At 74.8% G+C, this 16,403-nt stretch carries 12 protein-coding genes; 4 read left to right on the top strand and 8 right to left on the bottom strand.

Annotated features, from left to right (window positions below; translation table 11 throughout):
* The first annotated feature begins 49 nt into the window (after nt 1–49).
* Nucleotides 50–757 carry a DUF4232 domain-containing protein gene (locus tag CRV15_RS31260; RefSeq protein ID WP_003963217.1) on the top strand — a complete coding sequence of 236 codons (708 nt, stop codon included), beginning with the start codon at nt 50–52 and terminating at the stop codon, nt 755–757.
* Here CRV15_RS31260 and afsR read toward each other — a convergent pair.
* The 6 genes from afsR to CRV15_RS31230 all read right to left on the bottom strand — a co-directional run bounded on the left by afsR (nt 754) and on the right by CRV15_RS31230 (nt 11,365).
* The gene (afsR, locus tag CRV15_RS37995; RefSeq protein ID WP_003963216.1) at nt 754–6,240 is read right to left on the bottom strand and encodes an SARP-family global regulator AfsR; all 5,487 of its coding nucleotides are present in this window, start codon (nt 6,238–6,240) and stop codon (nt 754–756) included. The two genes, CRV15_RS31260 and afsR, sit on opposite strands and share 4 nt — an antisense overlap.
* The gene (locus tag CRV15_RS31250; RefSeq protein ID WP_009999229.1) at nt 6,237–7,247 is read right to left on the bottom strand and encodes an AAA family ATPase; all 1,011 of its coding nucleotides are present in this window, start codon (nt 7,245–7,247) and stop codon (nt 6,237–6,239) included. The genes afsR and CRV15_RS31250 overlap by 4 nt, the downstream gene beginning before the upstream one ends.
* Before the next feature lie 125 nt (nt 7,248–7,372).
* Nucleotides 7,373–9,553 carry a VMAP-C domain-containing protein gene (locus tag CRV15_RS31245; RefSeq protein WP_003963213.1) on the bottom strand — a complete coding sequence of 727 codons (2,181 nt, stop codon included), beginning with the start codon at nt 9,551–9,553 and terminating at the stop codon, nt 7,373–7,375.
* 4 nt (nt 9,554–9,557) lie between these two features.
* Entirely contained in the window at nt 9,558–10,073 is a 516-nt protein-coding gene (locus tag CRV15_RS31240; protein WP_009999228.1) for a CU044_2847 family protein, read from the bottom strand.
* 258 nt (nt 10,074–10,331) lie between these two features.
* Nucleotides 10,332–10,673: a DUF5713 family protein gene (locus CRV15_RS31235; protein ID WP_009999227.1), complete on the bottom strand. Its 342-nt coding sequence runs from the start codon at nt 10,671–10,673 to the stop codon at nt 10,332–10,334.
* A gap of 137 nt (nt 10,674–10,810) precedes the next feature.
* Nucleotides 10,811–11,365 carry an EF-hand domain-containing protein gene (locus CRV15_RS31230; RefSeq protein WP_009999225.1) on the bottom strand — a complete coding sequence of 185 codons (555 nt, stop codon included), beginning with the start codon at nt 11,363–11,365 and terminating at the stop codon, nt 10,811–10,813.
* Nucleotides 11,366–11,775: 410 nt separating this feature from the next.
* On the opposite strand from CRV15_RS31230, the gene CRV15_RS31225 reads away from it, so the two are divergent.
* The 3 genes from CRV15_RS31225 to CRV15_RS31215 are packed head-to-tail and all read left to right on the top strand — an operon-like array spanning nt 11,776 to nt 14,989.
* On the top strand, nt 11,776–12,024 hold the full coding sequence (locus tag CRV15_RS31225) for a hypothetical protein (RefSeq protein ID WP_009999224.1): 249 nt from the start codon (nt 11,776–11,778) through the stop codon (nt 12,022–12,024).
* Nucleotides 12,021–12,785, top strand: coding sequence for an RNA polymerase sigma factor (locus CRV15_RS31220; protein ID WP_003963209.1), 765 nt, complete (start codon nt 12,021–12,023; stop codon nt 12,783–12,785). The genes CRV15_RS31225 and CRV15_RS31220 overlap by 4 nt, the downstream gene beginning before the upstream one ends.
* Entirely contained in the window at nt 12,782–14,989 is a 2,208-nt protein-coding gene (locus tag CRV15_RS31215) for a M48 family metalloprotease (RefSeq protein ID WP_003963208.1), read from the top strand. The genes CRV15_RS31220 and CRV15_RS31215 overlap by 4 nt, the downstream gene beginning before the upstream one ends.
* 41 nt (nt 14,990–15,030) lie before the next feature.
* Here the strand turns inward: CRV15_RS31215 and CRV15_RS31210 are convergent, their stop codons facing one another.
* Both CRV15_RS31210 and CRV15_RS31205 read right to left on the bottom strand, forming a co-directional pair.
* Entirely contained in the window at nt 15,031–15,561 is a 531-nt protein-coding gene (locus CRV15_RS31210) for a J domain-containing protein (RefSeq protein WP_003963207.1), read from the bottom strand.
* On the bottom strand, nt 15,558–16,220 hold the full coding sequence (locus CRV15_RS31205) for a hypothetical protein (protein WP_009999222.1): 663 nt from the start codon (nt 16,218–16,220) through the stop codon (nt 15,558–15,560). The genes CRV15_RS31210 and CRV15_RS31205 overlap by 4 nt, the downstream gene beginning before the upstream one ends.
* Nucleotides 16,221–16,403 lie beyond the last annotated feature (183 nt).

Genomic DNA, 16,403 nt, shown 5'->3' with positions numbered 1-16,403 from the left:
ACTGACCGGCTGCTTACCAGCGTCTGACCAGCAATGGGGGGACCCCACCATGCCTTTGCGCCGCAGGAACCGCTCCGGCCGCCTCGTCCTGACCGCCGTCGCCGCCGTGTCCCTGTCGCTCGCCGTCACCGGCTGCTCCTCCGCCAAGGACGACAACGGCGACAGCAAGAGCGACGCCTCCGAGGCGAGCATCGGCGCGAGCCCCGACGGCCGGGCCGCCACGGGAAGCGGTGAGGAGACCGCCACCGCCACCGCCGATGGTGGAGCCACCGCCCCCGCCTCCGCCACCGGCGTCGACGGCGGCGTCACCCCCACCAGCACCGCCACCACCGGCTCCCCCGAGAAGGCCCGCGCCGGTCGGCTCTGCACCACGAACGACCTGAACTTCACCGTCGGCGTGGAGACCCAGGCAGGCGGCTACTACCTGATCACCGCCAAGGCCAAGCCGGGCATCACCTGCTACCTGGAGGGCAAGCCCGCCGCTGTTGCCTTCGGCTCCGCACTCGACTCCCACGCCACCCCCGCCGAACAGGCCGTGAGCGCCACGGTCAAGCTCTCCGGCGCCACCCGGGCCTACGCCGGGGTCAACCCCAAGACCACCAACGACAACCACGGCACGCAGTACGAGTACCTCATCGTCTCCGCGGCCCACGAGGACCCGGACCCGATCTCGCTCAAGCTCCCCGACACCGCCCTCGTCGCCAAGCCCGTCGCCACCAACTGGCACGCCGACCGCGCCGACGCCGTCCCCTTCTAGCCGGTCCCGCGCGCCTCCCCGTTCCCTCCCGGGAGAGAAGACGTCCCCGGGAGGGGAGAGGCCGACGACAGCGCCGCCGTGCTCCCGAGGAGCCCGCGCACCTCCTCGGCCTTCCCGGTCTCCGCTGTGTCATGGCCCTCGAAGAGGGTCAGCGCCTCCTGCCAGCAGACGCGGGCACGGTCGGTCTGCTCCATGGCGTGCAGCGCGCGCCCCAGCGTGACCAGGACGGCGCCGCGCCGCCAGTCGCCGCCGGACCTGGAGAGCTGTGCCAGGGCCTGTTCGGCGTGGGCGGCTGCCCGTCGCGGGTGCTCCGCCGCGAGTTCCAGCTCCGCGAGCCGGGAGAAGGCCATGCCCTCCCACAGCGGCCGACGGTGATCGCGGAACACCTCCTGGGCCTGCTGGAGAACGGTCCGCGCCTCGTCGTGCCGACCCGCCTGAGTGAGGGCGATGCCCAGCGCGTAGCGCGCGTTCGCCCCCCGGAGCGGAAGGCCGACCTCGTCATGGACGGCGACGGCCTGCCGACCGAGCATGACGGCACCGGGGACAAGCCCCCGGGCCAGGCGCACCCGGGCCAGACCGACCAGGGCGGCGGCCTCTCCGGTGCGGTCGCCGTCCGCCCGGAAGGCGTCGACGGCGCGGGCGCAGTGGCGCTCGGCCTCGTGGAGACGCCCCTGCTGGAGGGCGATCGTCCCCACCAGGACCTCGGCGCGGCAGACGGCGGCCCGGTCCCGGGACACCGAAGCCTGCCGCAGCGCGTGCTCCGCCAACTCCTCGGCCTCGGCGAACCGGCCCAGGACCGTCCCCGCGCGGGACACCGTCAGGGCCGCCCTGCCCTCCGCGTGCTCGTCACCCGCTCGCTGGGCGGCCGTGAGCAGGGCGTGAGCGGTGTGCGTGTACAGACCGGAGTAGGCCCCCGACTCGCTGAGGTCCTGCACCGCCCAGAGGAGATCCACGGCCCGGCGCAACCGGATCGGACCGGACGACTGTCCCGCGCAGGCGAGGAGGCAGGGGGCCTCCCGGTACAGCCAGTCCAGGGCATCGTCGGAGCCGTCGAGGACCAGCCCCGGGTGCGCCGAGCGCTCCAGATGGTCGATCAGCCGGTCCCCGGGACGTTCGATCGCGTACACACGCACCGCCGTCGCCAGATAGAAGTCCAGCAGCCGCGACAGCGCCGATTCGCCTTCCCCCGGAGGCCGTTCGTCCCGCTCGGCGCAGGAGCGCGCATAGAGCCGCACCAGGTCGTGGTACCGGTAGCGGCCCGGCTCGGAGGATTCCAGCAGAGAGGTGTCGACGAGGGACTCCAGCAGTTCCCTGGCCCCCTCTTCCGGCAGGGCGAGCAGCGCGGCGGCGGCGGCCAGGGAGATGTCCGGGCCGTCGGCGAGCGAGAGGAGGCGGAAGGCGCGGGCCCGGGCCGGTTCCAGTTGGCCGTAGCCGAGTTCGAAGGTGGCTTTGACGGCGAGGTCGCCCATCTGGAGTTCGTCGAGGCGCCGCCGCTCGTCGGCGAGCCCGGCGGCCAGGGCCGAGATGGTCCAGGCGCGGCGCGCGGCCAGCCGGGAGGCGGCGATCCGGAGGGCGAGCGGCAGAAAACCGCACGCGGCGACCACGTCGAGCGCCGCCTCGCGCTCCTCCGCCACCCGTTCCTCGCCCACGATCCGGGTGAACAGCCGCAGGGCCGCCTCCGGGGACATCGCGTCGAGGTCCACCAGATGCGCCCCGGCCAACTCGGCCATACGGGTCCGGCTGGTCACCAGGGTCGCGCAGCCCGCCGTGCCGGGCAGCAGCGGCCGGACCTGCGCGGCGTCCCGCGCGTTGTCCAGCAGCACCAGGACCCGGCGGCCGTCCAGCACGGCGCGGTAGAGCGCGGCCCGCTCGTCGAGGGAGTCCGGGATCGCCGAGTCGGGTGTGCCGAGCGCCCGGAGGAAGACACCGAGGGCCTCCTCCGGGGGCGTCGCCCGCGCCCCCGCGCCTTGGAGGTCGGCATAGAGCTGGCCGTCCGGGAAGTATCCACGGGTCTCATGGGCGACCTGCACGGCGAGACAGGTCTTGCCGACCCCGCCGATCCCGGCCAGTACCAGCACCGGGGGCGCGGGTGCGTCGCCGCTCCCCGTGCCCGCCAACCGTTCGCTGAGCTGCCGGAGGAACCGGGCGTCGCCGGTGAAGTCCGCGATCGCGGCGGGGAGCATGGCGGGCCGGGGTGTATCGGACGGTGGTCTTCCGGCGGACCCGCCGACAGGGGGCAGCAGGAGATCGCCGTCGCCGCGCAGGATGCGCTGCTGGAGCTGGAACAGCTCTGGGCGGGGGTCGACGCCCAGCTCGTCGGCGAGGAGACGCCGGGTGTCGGCGTACACGGCCAGCGCCTCGGCCTGCCGACCGGACCGGTACAGGGCCAGCATCAGCAGCTCACGCAGCCGCTCGCGCAGTGGGTGCGCGGCGGTGAGCGCGGTCAGCTCGGGGACGGCCTCGGCGTGCGCGCCCTGTTCGAGGTCCAGGTCGATACGGGTCTCCAGGAGCTGGAGCCGCCACTCGTGCAGTCTGGCGCGCTGGTTCTCGGCGTAGGGGCCGGGTACGGAGGCGAGGGGTTCGCTGTCCCACAGGGCGAGGGACCGGACGAGCAGTTCGCGGGCCCGGGGAAGATCGTCCGCGGTGCGCGCCCGCTCCGCCTCCGCCGCCAGGTCGCCCGCCACATTGAGATCCAGACTGCCGGGTGCGAAGCGGAGCGCGTATCCACCGGCCTCGCGCACCAGCACCCCTGACCCGAGGGCCTTGCGCAGCCGTGCCGCGTAGGTACGGGTGGCGGCGAGGGCCTGGGACGGCGGGTCGTCGCCCCAGACAGCGTCGATCAGCTCCGAGGCGGTGGCGGTGCGTCCTTGCCGCAGCAACAGGGCGGCGAGGAGAGCCCGTTGCTGGGGTGACCCGCTCGGCTGGGCCACGCCCGACCGCCAGGTCCGGACGGGGCCCAGTACGGCGAAGCACACGCCCTCGGCGGGTGGCCACGACGGCTCGTCCGGTGCGACCGGGGGCGCGAGGGCCGGGTGGTAGCCGGTGCGCAGCGCGTCGGCGGGAAGCCCTTGCAGGATGGACCGCTGCACGGAACGGAGTTCACGCCCCGGTTCGATGCCCAGCTCCTCGGCGAGGAGGCGCCGGACATCGGCGTACGCGGCCAGTGCCTCGGCCACCTGTCCGGTCCGGTACAGCGCCACCATCAACTGGGCCCGCATACGCTCCCGCAGCGGATGGACCGATACCAGACGCCCCAGCCGTGGCAGCAGCGCCCCGTACTCTCCGAGCGCCAGATCGAGATCCACCCGGCTCTCGACGAGCAGGAGCCGCCACTCGTCCAGCCGGGCACGCTGGGCCTCGGCATAGGGCCCCGGGACCCCCTCCAGCGGGGTGCCGTCCAGCGGGGCGCACGCCTCGATGAGCAGCCGCCGCGCCGCCGCGGGGTCGCCGGACGCGTAGGCCGACTTGGCCTCGGCATGGAGCCGTTCGGCCGTGTCCAGGTCGAGAGGGACCGCGGCACCGCCCGCTCCGGCGCGGAGGCGGTACCCGTCCGGCTGCTCCTCGACGACGCAGCCGAAGGGAGCGAGAACGCGGCTCAGCGCCGAGACATGGGCCGACACCGTGCGCGGGGCGGACTCCGGCGCGTCCTCGCCCCACACGGCGTCCGGCAGCTCCAGGACCGACACGGACCGACGCCCGTGCAGCAGGAGCGCCGCCAGGACGGCCCGCCGCTCGGGCGGGCCCACCGCGAGCGGTTCGTCCCCCAGCCGGGCCAGATGAGGGCCGAACACGGTGAACCGCAGGGAGCCGGACGGGGGTCGCCGCCCCGGCCCGGCCACCGTCCCCGGCGCCTCGGCCCCGCCCGGGACCGCCGTCCTGCTCCCGCCGTACAGCCGGTCCAGCGCCGGGCCGATGAGCACCGCGAACGCGCTCGCCGCAGACGACAGGCGGGCGCTGCCCCCGGGGTCGGCGAGCAGCGCCGCGAAGTCCGGCAGCCGGCCCATGTACGGTTCGAGCGCCCGGCCGACCGCCTCGACGACCTCGATGGACTGCTCGGTGCCGAGGCCGCTCGCCAGCAGGTCCCGTACCCCGGGCGCGAAGTCGTACAGAGGTTCACCCGGGCCACCGGCCACGGCCGACGGCAGCCCTGCGGCAGGTGCTCCGTCCGGCAGCGGCTGGAGGACGCCCCCGAGGAACACCTCGGCGACGACGGCGGGGGCGGCGGCGGGCAGGGTCGCGATGCGCAGGAGCTGGATGACGGGCAGGCTCAGTGGACGGATCGCGGAGAGCCGCACGGCCAGCCGGTACGCGTCCGGGGAGAACGAGGCCCGGAAGCGGTCCAGCCGTTCCTCCGCCGACGGTTCCGGCACGGCCACGGAGAGTGCGCCCGTGCCGGGCGCGCCCGGCTCCCCGTGGCCGTCGAGCAGGACGGTGTCGAGGAGCTGGGGCACCCCGGGCCGGGTGAGGAGCCTGGCCCAGGCCGAGAGACCGGCGGGCGAGAGCGGCACCACGGGCACCGGCAGCCGGCCCGTGCCCTGTTCCACCGGGCCGCCGCCGAGGGGGTCGATCACGCCGAGCGCGCTGTTCGGGGCGAATCTGCGTTCCGCGACGAGGAGCTGGGGCACGGCGTCGAAGGCCGTGCCGCGCCACAGCCGGCGCGGCAGGGGCGGAAGGACGACCAGCGGACCCGACCGCTCCCACGCCCCGAGGAACCGGCGCGCCGCCCGCCCCTGCCATGCCCCGTCGACGCCGTCGGTCAGCACGAGGACGACGGGGGACTCCGACCGGGCCACGGAACCGGCCCGGCTCGCGCCCCGCGGGTCGAAGCGGTGGACGTGGACCGCCCGGAAGACCCCGCCGCGTTCCAGCAGCCGCCGGACGTCCCGGACGAGCGGCTGCCACACCCGCAGGGAGGCCGAGGCGTCGACGAGCAGGACGGCGCTGTGCCGCAGCTCCTGCTCGGGGCGGTCGACGATGTCGAACAGACCCGACTCCGCCGTCAGCCGGACGGTGGCCTCGATGTCCGCGACCGTACGGTGGCGGTGGTCGCGGTGGCCGCGCAGCGGACGCAGCGACCTGGCCAGGGCGTGCAGCCCCGGAAGGGCGCGCGGCCCGGGGGAGCGGACGGCACGGGCCGGGGCACCGGCCGCCCCGGCGGGGGCGGTGTGCGCGGCGAACAGGCTGTGCCGCCGCTCGGCGGCGGGCGCGTCCCCGGTACCGTCCGGCGCCCCGGACGGTGCCGGGGTGCCGGACAGCGGGTCGGCGCCCGTCCGCTCGCCGCTGCCGGAAGGGCGCGGCTCCAGCGCGTCGTCCGAGGGCTGTCCGGGGCCGGTCGCGGCGGTACCGGGTGCTGTGCCGTCGGCGGTGGCGGCGGTCGCGGCGGCATCGTTCAGCACCCGTGCCAGCCACAGGACGTCGAGGAGTTCGGCGGCACCGAGGTCGTACCCCATCCCGCCCAGGGCCTGACGCAGCCGCTCGATCATGCGGGGAAGGCTTCGTCCAGCCGGTGCAGAACGGCGTTCAGCAGCTCCTCGCGGCTCAGGTCGGCGCCGGTGACCCGGAGATGGACCGCGGCGAGGAGCTGATCGGTCGCCAGGGTCTGCGCCGCGGCCCGGCGCAGGAACACATCGATCAGATCCTCGGCCTGCGCGAGGGCGTCCTCGCCGAGGTTCTGCCGCACGATGTCGCGCAGCCTCGCCTCGTCGGGGTCGCGCAGGTCGAGCCGGACACAGCGGCGGAGGAAGGCGGGCGGGAACTCCCGTTCACCGTTGCTGGTCATCACGACGACCGGGAAGTGGGCGCAGGACACCGTCCCGCGGTGGACCCGCACCCGGTCCAGACTGCCGGTGGCGAGGACGTCGGCGGTCCGCCGGCGCTCGGGCAGCCGGGCCAGCTCGGGGATCTCGAACTCGCCCTCCTCCAGGACCACCAGCAGATCGTTGGGGAGGTCGATATCCGACTTGTCCAGCTCGTCGATGAGCAGCACACGCGGTCCGCCGGTGGCGGCGAGCGCGGTGCCGAGCGGCCCCAGACGCAGATAGGTGCCGATGTCCGAGCCCTGTCCGGTACGGCGGCGCAGTCGGCGCGCCGCGCCCCGGAGCGGTTCGCGTTCCCGCTGGAGCGACGCCTCGCGCAGTCGGCCGACGGCGTCGTAGCGGTAGAGCGCGTCCGCCAGGGTGGAGCGGCTGTTGACGGACCAGCGCAGCACATCGCCGAGGCCGAGATCGGCCGCGAGCGCGCGGGCCAGGGAACTCTTGCCGGTACCGGGCCGTCCCGTGACGAGGAGGGGGCGGCGCAGATGGATCGCGGCGTTGACGACGGAGATCTCCTCGGGGCTCATCAGATGGCGCTGGGCGTGCGGACCGCGGCGGGAGACGGGGAAGCGGCGCCAGGGCGGCGGCTCGGGCAGCTCGGCGGGCCCGCGGAACACCCACCAGCCCTCGGGAGCCGAATCGCTGTCGCCGGTCGCGGTGGCGGGCGGGTGGGCCATGGGAGAGGCTCCTCGTCGGGGTACGGGCGGATTCGGTCCGGTTGCACGGGCGGGTTCGGATCGGGTTCGGATGCACGCGCGGGTTCGGGGTCGGGCCGGACGCACGGGCGGGTTCGCGGGCGGGTTCATGGTCGGCCGAGTACCCAGGGGTCGGGCGCGAGCGGCGGCGGTCTGTGGTCGGGGCCGTCGTGCAGCAGTGAGAGCCGGTGGCCGTGGTGGTCGGTGCGGTCCGGCTCGGCGATCGCCTTCGCCCGTTCCAGCCGCACCACTTCGGGGATCTGGGTGGGGTCGGCGCTCTCGACCAGCGCCAGCAGATCCGTCGACGCCCGGCCGTCGTGACTCTCCCGGTGCCAGAGCACCGTGTGCACACCCGCCTCGATGCACTGCCGCAGGACATGTCCCTGGTGCCGCTGGTGACAGCCCACCACCACGATCCCGGCCTCGGGGCACACCTCCAGCCGGGCCCGGGCGACGGCCGGTTCCGCGTAGCGCCCGTCGATGAGCAGCCGGGGCGCGTGCGGCAGCGCGCTGCTGCGGCGCTTCCACGCCGCGTAGGTCTCCCGGGTCCGCTCCGAGCTGCGCAGCACCACATGGCAGGTGATGCCGGGGTAGAACCCGCCGTCCTCGGCGTCGCCCGGCAGCTCCCAGGTGTCGACGTCGAGACGCAGCCACGCGGGTGAGACGAAGAACTCCAGCAGCGCGGTGTCCCGGTGCTCCCGGACCTCGGTGCGCAGCACCTGCCGGATGGCCTTCGCCACCTGGTGGCTGGGGACCTCGGTGTCCTGGGTGAGGACGATCTCGTGGCGGCCGTCCTCGTCGCACACCCAGATCTGGTAGGTGAAGAGCTGCCCGGGCGGCACGGGCAGGAGTTCCACCTGCACCCGGGGCGGGCGGGGACCTCCGGGCGCGGCCGCCCGCGCGGAGTGCAGCGCCAGGGTGTCGGCCCGGAACTGGTCGACCGCGGCGGGTGCCACCCCCAGCCGGGGCGCCGTCCTGTGGACCCAGGCGTCCAGGTCGTCGGCGAGTTCGTTCCCGGCGGCGCGCTCATGGACGCCGATGTGGACGACGCCCTGGAGCAGCGGCGGCATGGGCTGGCCGGGCGGCGGGTCGTAGCCCTCCAGGGCTTCGGTGGCGTCGGCGAGGTCGACGGCCGTCGGTGTGTCGTGCGCGTAGGGCAGTACCGTGCGCAGCAGCGCGGCCGGGTCGACGGCCCGGCACTGGGCGAGCAGCGCGGTGAGGCTGCGTCTGCGGGCCAGGGAGAGGCGTTCGCGCGGGCTGACGACGCGGGCGATGCCCAGCACCCGCTGCCAGCCGGGCGTACCGGCGGGGCCGTTCGGGCCGTCGCTCCGCTGTTCGGCGAGATGGTCGTGGACGATGTCGAGGAGTTCGGGTACGCCCCGGCGGACGCCCATGGCCAGGCCGACGAGCCGTTCGACATCGGCGGCGGGCCCTGCCGGGCGGCGGCGCAACCGGGCGCAGAGCTGTTCCTCGCAGGCCAGGAGGGACTGCCGGGACGGCAGGAGCTGCTCCAGCACACCGATGAGCTGCTGGCCGCCCCGGGCCGCGGCCGGTACCGCGACCGGCGGCAGGTCCGGCAGCTCGGCCTCGATGGAGTGCAGGCCGATCGCGTACAGGGCGGCGGGCGGGGCGCCGCGGTCGGCGTGCGGGCCGGTCGGCGCCGGGCGGCCCGGGGGGTCCCGGTGCTCGTGGGAGGCGACCACCAGTCCGACGACGCCCTGCCGCTCGCGGTCCCAGAGCGGCCCTCCGCTGAAGCCGTCCGCCACTCTGCCGCCCAGGACATCGAGGGCGATCCAGGGGTGGGCGGAGACCCGGGGCATGGCGCGCAGCGTGGGGAGGGCGTGGCCGCTGGCCCACTGCGCCACCACTTCGCAGCCGTCCCGGTGCGGCAGGAAGGGCGCGGGTTCGGCGCCGGGCGGCGCGTCCGTGTCCAGTTCGAGTACGGCTAGGTCCCCGTAGTACGGCAGCGATCCCGTCGCGGGCGGCGCCGGACGCCCGGCTTCCGACCGTGAGCGCGGTGGCCGCCAGGACTCCGGGACGACCCGTCCCACCAGGGGGCGCTCCCGGTCGATGTGCGGCATCCGCAGCTCGACCCGGTCGCCCCGGTGGGGCGGGGCGGTGCCGAAACGGTCCCGTCCCAGCGCGCTGTTGACGACGTGCGCGCAGGTGAGCACCAGCCGTGGGGCCAGCAGCACGGCGGCTCCGACGGGCCGGTCCCGGCCCAGCACGGTGACGAACGCCCGGTGCAGCGGGACATCGGCCAGCGCGTCGTTCACCTGCGCCCGCATACGGTCAGGAGCCGTTCGCCCGAGGGGGAGGGGGCGGCCGTTCGCCGGGCCGGTTCCCCGGCGGGGTGCCGTTCGCGAGATTCCAGGTGGCGGAGACCGTGAAGCTGGCCTGGCCGCTGCCCGAGAACACCCCGAGGCTCAGATCGCTGCCCAGGGTGACGCCGAACTGGACGGTCACCTCGTCGGGGCGCTGGGCGAACCCGGTGAAGCTGCGGTGGATGCCGTCCAGTACACCGCCCAGCGGGCGGAGCGCCTGGGCGAGCGCGTCACCGCTCCGGGTCAGGGCCTGCGCGGCGCGGCCGTCGACGCTGACCGGCCGGGCGGAACCGAACCCCTCCGGCAGGTCCAGCTCGTCGGCGGTCCCGGCGGTCCCGGCGGTGCCGTCCGCTTCCGGGTGAGCGGTCCCGCCGCCCCTCCCGCTTCCGCTTCCGTTCCCGGCGCCGGACGCGGTGTCGGTCTCGGGCGCGAGGTGCAGGCGTACCGTCGAGCCGTCGTCGAAGATGAGTGTCACGTCCCCCATGGGCCGAAGTCTCCCACGGGGCAGGCGAATCCGCCGGTCGAACGGGGAACCTCGGGCGCTCCCGGCCGGGCGGCGGCCCGACGCGCAGGCGGCCTTCCGTATCGTCCCCGCCCCCTGGACCCACCGGGTCGTCCGCCCGGACTCGGGAGCGGGCCCGTCACCTCGCCCGCCCGGACCCGTCGCACAGCCCCCGGACATACCGCCGCGTCGCCCGCCGGGACTCCGGAGCGGGCCCGCCGGGCCTCTCATCAGTCCCGTTCACCAGTCCCGTGTGGCGATCAGCTCCTCCATGTCCGCGTCCGGGAACCCGTAGGCCGACGCGACGAACCAGAAGTCCGCGCCGATCTCCTCGCGGGCCACCGTCTCGATCTCGCTCCCGGCCGCCTCGAACTCCGCCTCCAGCAGGTTGAACTCCTCCGTCGCGGCCCGGGTGAGCACATACAGGGCCGCCAGATCCACCGGCCGCTCGGCCTCTATCCGCTCGCACAGGCGCAGCAGGATCGCCCTGCCCCGGTCGAGGACGTGATCGGGGAAGTACGTGTCCGCGTACAGCTCCCCCAGAAACGCGTGGGCCGCTGCCCGCTGGTTGGTGATCGGCATGGCGCTCCGTCCCGGTGGAAGACCTGATGCGCCGATCATCCATGACACCACTGACAACGGAGCCCGCCGGGTGCCGGGGAACGACTCCCCGGAACCCGGCGGGCTCCTTCGTGTGCAGGGTGCGGAACGGCGCGGAATCAGGCGGGCTGGTCGAAGGGGCCGATGAGCCAGTTCCCCGGTGCGTTCTCGTCCGTGCTCAGATAGAACTCGTGGATGGCCAGCCTGAATTCCTCATGGCTGATGCTTCCGTCCCCGTCCCGGTCGAGCAGCCTGAACGCCGCGCCGGAGTGCTCGGGGGGAATGCCGAGAGCGTCGTACATACGGACGTACTCGTCCTGCGACAACACCCCGTCGCCATTGGTGTCGAGGGTGCGCATCAGGGCGTTCACGATGGCCATCACCGTGTCCTCGAACGGCTCGGGGGATGTGACGCCGGTCTCCATGACGCCGAAGAACTCCTGCCGGGTGACCTCCCCGTCCTCCTGGACGCCGGTGTGGGCGACCAGGAGTTGCCACCACTTGTCGAACGCCTCCTCGAAAGCGGAGACATTCTCCTGGTCGCCCTCCGGGGCCAGCGCGCTGAAGAGGCCGCTCATCGCCCGGAAGTCCGCCCGTGTGAGCAGTCCGTCATGGCTCTGGTCGAACCAGTCGAAGAGCTTGTTGAACTTCCGGTGCTTTACCTCGGTGGACATCCTTGCTTCCCTCTTCTTCTCTGCGGCGGTGGACATGGAGCTGTCGGATTGTTCTTCGAGAGGTTAAGAAGACAATGCGACGATCCACTACGCGTGGGCCGGGTATTCACCTCTTCAGGCGAACGGCGCTGGACAAACGCCGGGCGGTGTGAGCGTCGGAGTGCGCCGGAGCGCCGAACGGCCTGAATACAGGGCGCAGTTGTCCGTCCGGGCCCCCGGCCGAGTCGGTATACGCCGGAGAACGTACGCGAGAGGACCGACGGGAGGCGTACAGGACACGGCACACAGCGGAACCGGCGCCGCCGGGGCCGGGCGCGGCCATGATGGATGTCCGGCAGCGGGTAAACGCGGGGGCCGTCGGCGGCTGTATCCGGGTGTCGACAACGGTTGCCGGAGAGAGGACACCGAGGATGCTGGACCCTGTGGTACTGGTCGTGGTGGTGGTGGGCGCCCGGCTGCTGTACGCGCTGACGGAACTCTGGACGCGGCCCGCGCGGGAGCGCGCGTGGGCGCACGCCATGGCCACGGTGCTGAGGGCGGCCGGGCCGGGGGGCACGGTGGAGGCCACCCGTCGCGAGGGCGGCGGGGTCACCGCGCGGACGGCGTCGGCCGCCGAGCGGGACCGGCTCGCCGCGGCGGGGCGGGAGGCCCGTTCATGAACCCGGAACCGGTCGGGCGGGCACGCGACTTCGAGACCTTCTTCGCCGGTGCCCAACCGCGCCTCCTGGCCCAGGCGATCATGCTGTGCGGCCATCGCGAGGACGCCGAGGACGCGGTGCAGGAAGGATTCGCCGAGGCGTACCGGGCCTGGGACCGGATCTCCGGCTATGAACTCCCCGAGGCATGGGTGTACCGGATCGCCGTCCAGCGGCTGTGGAAGACGTACCGCCGGCGCCGGGCCGGTCAGGACCGGCTGCCCGATCTGCCGGTGCCGGTGCAGGCGGGCCCCGAGCGGGCCGCCGAAGCGCGCGAGGTGTTACGGCTGCTCGCCGCCCTGCCGCCCCGGCAGCGGGTCACCATGGTGCTGTTCTGTCTGCACGGGTGGTCGCAGCAGGACATCGCCGAGGCGCTGCGGATGACGCGGGGCGGCGTCGCCGCGAATGTGTCGAAGGCGCGCCGGACCCTCAAGGAGGCGCTGGGCATGACCGACGTGGAGCTGAGTGGTCGGGAGGCGTTCATGGTGGGGCCGGGCCGGGGCGAACGCGACCGAATCCGGCTGAACGGCCTGAACGGCCTGAACGGCCTCGACGGTCTGGCGGGGGTGAAAGGGCTGAACGGGCCGGGCCGGGGCGCGGCCGACCCCGTCGACGAGGCGCTCAGGGACACCGAGGCATGGCTGCGGGCGGCCCTCCTCACGGACCCGGGGGAACCGGCGCGCGCCCGCGCCGCGCTCGCCCGGCGGCTCGGGGAGCGGCCGTGACCGTGAGGGAGGAAGCGGCGGCGGGGAGCGGCGGAGCGGCCGTGCGCGCGCTCCTGGGCGGAGTGCGCGGACTGCTGGCCGTGACCCTGCTGGCCGGTTTCTATGTCATGGTCTGCACCCTGCTCCTCATCGACGCGGGATTCGTCGCGGTCACCCTGTGGGGCATGGTGGAGACCCCCACCCGCGTCGGAAGCTGGGCGCTCGTCGTCGGCGGCTGCGTCCCGGCCGGATTCGCGCTCGGGTACGGGCTGATGACGGTCAGCCGGGTCGCCGACGCGCCCCCCGGCGCGGTACTCCTGCGCCGTGCCGACGCGCCCGGCCTGTGGCGGCTGGTCGAGGAGCTGGCCGAACGCCTGGGCACCCGGCCGCCGGGCCGCATCCTGCTGACGTCCGAGGTCAACGCCTCGGTGTCGGAGGAGTCGAGCATGCTCGGACTGATCGTCGGCGAGCGGACGATGTATCTCGGCGTGCCGCTGCTGAACGGAGTGGAACCGGCCGAGCTGCGCGCGGTGCTCGCCCATGAACTGGGCCACTACGCGGGCCGCCACACCCGCTTCGGAGCGATCTCCTACCGGGGGGCGGAGTCGCTGCGCTCCACCCTCTTCCGGCTCCGGATGACCGAGGCGGGCGGGCGGGGCGTCCTCGGCTACGCCGGGCTCTTCCACGGGGTGATCGCCGTCTACGCCGCGCTCTACCTGCGGCTGACCCTCGCGGTCCGGCGCCGTCAGGAACTGGAGGCGGACGCCGAGGCCGTCGCCGTGGCGGGCCCGGCGGCCACCGCCGGGGCGCTGCGCACCGTGCACGCGCTCGACCTCGCCTGGAACGGTTTCCTCGACCGCTTTCTGCGGCCCGTCCAGGGGCTCGGATTCGTCCCCGAGGACGTCTTCGGGACGTTCACCGCGATGCTGGAGGACCCGGAGGTCGGGGAGCGGCTGGCCGAGCGGCGCGCGCACCCGGTCGAGTCGGGCGGCTCCCCGCTGGACTCCCATCCGCCGCTGGTCCGGCGGCTGGCCCTGATCGAGGCGCGGACCGGCGGTCCGCCGCGGTCCGCCGCCACCTGCGGTCCGCCGCCGGTGGCCGGCCCGGCGCCGGTGGCCCGGGTGGAACGGCGGCTGCTCGCCGAGTCGCGGACCGGGTCGACCGCGCTGCCCCGGGAGCGATGGGCCGACCTGGCCGCCGAGGCGTTCGCGATCGAACCGGCGAGCCTGCTGCTGGACGCGGCGCGCGGCGTCGGCGTGACCGCGCTGCCGACCCTCGGCACAGTGCTGGACCTGCTGGAACGCATAGCCCCCGGTGAACGTGGTGAACGTGATGGACGCGGAGAGCGTGATGAACGGGGGGAGTTGATCCGGCGGTTCACGGACGCGCCCGACCCCGGGGAGCAGGTGGCGGAGGCGCTGTACGCGCTGACCGGGCAGGCGCTGGCGGGGGCCGGTCTGGCGCGCTGGTCGCTGAGTTGGACCGAGGGGTACCGGCTCGACTGCCACCGGGGTTCGGGCCGGGTGCTGGAGGAACTGACGCGGGCCGCCGCCCGGACCCCGGCGGGGGTGCGCGGCCTCCGCCGTGAGCTGGCCCGGCTCGGCCTGGAGGTCGAGGCTCCCGTTCCGCTGGCGCTGCGTACGGTGTCCGCCCCGGCGGGGCGCACCATGGGCGGGCGGCCCGCACGGCGGGTACCGGAGTTCGTGGCCGAGGAGTTGCGCCGTCAGAAGAGCGTGGGCCGGTTCACCTTCGGCACGCTGCTCGTCCTGTTCGCGCTGTGGGGGGTGATGCTGGTCAGGGCCGACTGGTCGGACCCCTATCCGTCGGGCCGGACGGGCGGCGCGGTGGGCTGCCCGGTGCTGCCGTGGGCGCCGCCGAGCGGGGGCCCCTGGACGGGTGCCTTCCCCGCCCCGGGGACCACACCGGTACCGGACGCCACTTCCCTACCGGGTCTCACCGGGCGGGTGCCGCTGCCAGGGCCCTCGACCTCGGCCGACCGCGCGCCCTCCTGGCGCTCCCCGGCGCTGCGGTACGGCGATCTGTTCCCCCGCCGCGTCCCGGTGCGGCCGGGTGACACCCTGCACGGCATCGCCTGCCGGTACGGCACCACCGTCGCATGGCTCCGGACGGAGAACGAGCTGGACGAACGGGACGTTCTGCGGGTCGGCGCGGTGCTGACCGTGCCGCGCTCCCCACAACTCCTCACCGAGGCGGGCTGCGGCTGACCGGGCCGGTCCCCGGAAGCCCCTCGGTCACGTCGGTCACGTCAGTCCCGTCGGCGCCCGCGCCGCTTGGGCGGGGGCTGCCCGACACCGGGGTCCCACCAGCCGAACCGGTCGGCGCGCCGCCAGGAGAACCCCGGCCCGGCAACGGGGACGGCAGCGGCGTCCGCCCAGGGGCCGCCGCTCCGGCCCGGCGTGGCCCCAGGCCCCGGACCGGCCGCCGGGCCCGGCCCGGACTCCCAGGCGAACGGGTCGGGCGCCGGGGGGCCGGAACCGGTTCCGGAACGGGCGCCCGCTCCCGTCCTTGCCTCCGTCCCCGCTCCCGTCCCCGTTCCCATTCCCGGACCGGCGGCGGGTCGCGGAGCGCGCTCGCGGTCGTACGCGGCGCGCCGGACCGGGTCCACCAGCGTCGCCCGGGCCCGGTACAGCCTCCGGAAGGTCTCGGCGTCGCCGCCCCGGTCGGGGTGCGCGACGAGCGCCCGGCGCCGGAAGGCGAACAGGATCTGGGCCTCCGTGGCGTCCCCCGCCACACCGAGCACCGTGTAGAGGTCCGGCTCACCGGCGGCCGGGCTCATCGCACCGCCACCTCGGCCCGTCGGCAGACCAGCCGCCACGAGGCGCGGTGCGCCGGACCCGAAAGACCCGTCCCACGGCCCGATACGAAGGTCACCCACCGGCGCCCGGCCAGATAGCACCAGATGTCCAACGCGTCCTCGCCGCCGGTGTAGTAGTGGTCGCTCCGGTCGAGTGTGTCGCCGTTGACGAAGGGCCACTGCAACCGGGTCTGGGCCTCCGGCGGCAGATGGCCAAGGAATCCACGCGTCCGCTCCGTCAGCGGCACCGGTCCGACGGCCCGCTCCGACGGGTCGGTACCACCCGGCAGGGCCGGGCCGCCGGACGGCGGGCGTCCGGGCCGCTGGACGACGACCGCGTGCCGCAGTGACGCGGGTACGAAGGGGACGACCGCGATCCGCTGCGCCGGGCCGCCCCGGTCGTTGATCGTCGGGGTGCACACCGCCAGACCGCGTTCACCGAACACCACCGCGTACGGGCGGCGTTCGTCGGACGGGTGGCAGTACGCCCACCACTCGACGATCGGCCCGGCCCGCGCCACCATCCGCTCTCTGACCTGCGGACTCAGCTCTTCCCACCAGTGCTCGCGCCCCGGGCGCCGGACGAAACCCAGCGGCTCGGCGCCGTGGACCGGAGCCTCCACCCCGGTGCGACGGGCCACAGCGCCCGGTTCCCCGGTGGCCGGAACCGGCGCCGACCCCTTCCCGGCCCGGCTGATCCCCGACCCGCTCCCGCCCGCCCTGTGCCAGGGCAGCCGCCTCGACGCCATGACCGCCTCCCCGTGCCGCGTCCGTCCGCCCGCGCCCCGCCGACACCGGCTCCTCCCATGGTGCCCCGCGCCACG

It is taken from the genome of Streptomyces clavuligerus (assembly GCF_005519465.1).
GTDB lineage: Bacteria > Actinomycetota > Actinomycetes > Streptomycetales > Streptomycetaceae > Streptomyces > Streptomyces clavuligerus.
The sequence above is the reverse complement of the archived record's forward strand: the minus strand, read 5'-3'. Positions and strand labels throughout refer to the sequence as shown.